This window comes from Polaromonas sp. P3_C2 (assembly GCF_056402675.1).
Genome location: NZ_JBFUGX010000711.1, coordinates 1 through 1,985, shown reverse-complemented (window position 1 = coordinate 1,985; position 1,985 = coordinate 1). Strand labels below are relative to the sequence as shown.

The window sequence follows — 1,985 nt, the reverse complement described above, 5'->3', positions numbered from 1 at the left end:
AATTCAAAGGGCAGCACTTTAAAAATGCTGTCCTTTTTCATTGGGGGTTTCGTTGGATTATTGGGTAAAGCCGTAGGGCTTTATCAGGCAGACAGAATACGGCGCGGTAACAAAGCGGTTATGTACCGGATTGCAAATCCGAGTAGGTCGGTTCGACTCCGGCCCGCGCCTCCATCACAGCTCCCTGCAACCAGCCCCAGTTATGGGGCTTTTTTGTTTGACAATACGCTGCCGGACGTTTGAATACGGCGTTTGAGCCTGAGTGGTGAAATAGGTAGACACAGCGGACTTAAAATCCGCCGCTTCGTGAATAACGGGCGTACCGGTTCGATTCCGGTCTCAGGCACCACGATTGGGCGGCTCACCCACGCGCCGGGCGCGCTTTTGAAAACTGGGTAAGATAAATTCCATCATGTCCCGCTACAACACACCTTTTGAGATCCACGTCCACGGCGAAGTGCCATTGCGCGCGGACGTTAATTTTGAACAGCTGCAGGAGGCCCTCAAGCCGCTGTGGAAGTACACCGGCTCCAAGTCCCTGGCGGCCGGTGCTGCCAGCGCTTATGAGGAAGAGCCGGGCATCCGGTTCGACGCGCAAAAACATTTGCTGCAAATGTGCTGGACAGTCCCTGGTGACGAAGATTTTCGCCAGGCGCTTGACGAAATGTGCATGGGCCTGAACGACCTCGCGGAAGCGGGCGCTCCCATCGAAGTGACCTTCTATGACTCCGACTTTGACGAAGATGAAGGTGCCGACGATGAGGAGGCCCGTGATGATTTCGCGATGTATTTTGTGGGCCCCACGCCGGCAGCCATCATGCAGGTGCAGCGCGATCTCCTGGTCCAGGACATGATCGGCCTGATGGAGCGCCACTTTGACGGATCAGAGCTCGGTGAGGTCGTTGCGGCTGTCGACAAGCTGTTCGAGCAGCGCTTTGATGCACTGGTGAACTCGATGCAACTCGGTAAACCGCCGCGCGGCCTGGGCGGACCGCCGGGCGGTTCGGGCCATGGCGGCGGTGGCCGCAAGCCCCGGCATTTGCACTAAGCCGGCTTGGGCGAGCCTGAAGCTGCAGGTGAGCCAGGAAAGCCGAGTCCCCTCAGGTAAACATCAATCGCATGCTGGCCGACCTCCAACAGGTCAAAAGCCCCCGGATCCAGCAGCCAGTTCTGTATCAGGCCATCGATCAGCGCATGTAGCCCCTGCGCCGCCGCTGAAGCCGGCGCAGGTAACTGGAGGCGCATCTGTGCAGTTGCCGCCTCCATGCTTTGCTGGATGCCGGATAAAAAACCACCGCGCACTGCCAGGTGACGCAGGCGAACCGCCTGGAGTTCTTCCACATATTCGACCTTCTGGGTCGCCACTTCAAACACGCGCCGCGTTTGCGCGTCAGTCACAATTTGTCGCAGCGCGTTGGCAGTGGAACGTCGTATCCTGTCCATCGGATTGAGGAGGTCCTCGCCCGGATGTTGCTGCGGGTCAATTTCCTGGTTGAACGCGTTTTCCATGGGCAGGGTGACCCGTTCCATCATGGCGTTGAACAGGTCTGCCTTGTCCTTGAAATGCCAGTAGACAGCACCGCGTGTAGCGCCTGCGCGGCGTGCAATGTCCTGCAGGCTTGTGCGTGAGACACCTTGCGCCTGAAACAGGTGTTCCGCAGCATCCAGCAGCTTGTGCCGGGTCGCCATGGCTTCTTCTTTTGTCCGACGGGCCAATCCATGTCTCCTGCAAGTCAATTTAACGGGTTGTCGTATACATTCACAAATGTATGTAAACTATATCACTCGTAAAAACCCTTATTCTTTTTGTTTTCGGCAAAACGATGACTTGCATCAAATGCCGCTCACATATTCCGTTTTCCGCTTTTTTCCCAAATTTTGAGGATCAGCATGCCCAAGTCTCGCATTGTCCATTCGCCTTTATTCTCCCCGTTTGCGCCATACCAGCCTCTCGTCCTGATTGCTGCACTCACATTGTTCCTGGC

2 protein-coding genes and 2 tRNA genes are annotated in these 1,985 nt (G+C 56.4%); 3 read left to right on the top strand and 1 reads right to left on the bottom strand.

The window, feature by feature from the left end:
• Window positions 1-100: 100 nt before the first annotated feature.
• The 3 genes from AC1DWI_RS21040 to AC1DWI_RS21030 all read left to right on the top strand — a co-directional run bounded on the left by AC1DWI_RS21040 (window position 101) and on the right by AC1DWI_RS21030 (window position 1,048).
• A tRNA-Cys gene (locus tag AC1DWI_RS21040) sits at window positions 101-174 on the top strand.
• An 82-nt stretch (window positions 175-256) separates the two neighbouring features.
• Window positions 257-349: transfer RNA gene (locus AC1DWI_RS21035), tRNA-Leu, on the top strand.
• Window positions 350-412: 63 nt separating this feature from the next.
• Window positions 413-1,048: a DUF6806 family protein gene (locus AC1DWI_RS21030; protein WP_477669030.1), complete on the top strand. Its 636-nt coding sequence runs from the start codon at window positions 413-415 to the stop codon at window positions 1,046-1,048.
• Here AC1DWI_RS21030 and AC1DWI_RS21025 read toward each other — a convergent pair.
• Window positions 1,045-1,716 carry a TetR family transcriptional regulator gene (locus AC1DWI_RS21025; RefSeq protein WP_477669031.1) on the bottom strand — a complete coding sequence of 224 codons (672 nt, stop codon included), beginning with the start codon at window positions 1,714-1,716 and terminating at the stop codon, window positions 1,045-1,047. The two genes, AC1DWI_RS21030 and AC1DWI_RS21025, sit on opposite strands and share 4 nt — an antisense overlap.
• Between the last annotated feature and the right edge of the window lie 269 nt (window positions 1,717-1,985).

What these genes read in the sequence shown, in the direction of transcription:
- AC1DWI_RS21030 (WP_477669030.1), top strand. Translation starts at nt 413, where the DNA reads ATGTCCCGCTACAACACACCTTTTGAGATCCACGTCCACGGCGAAGTG.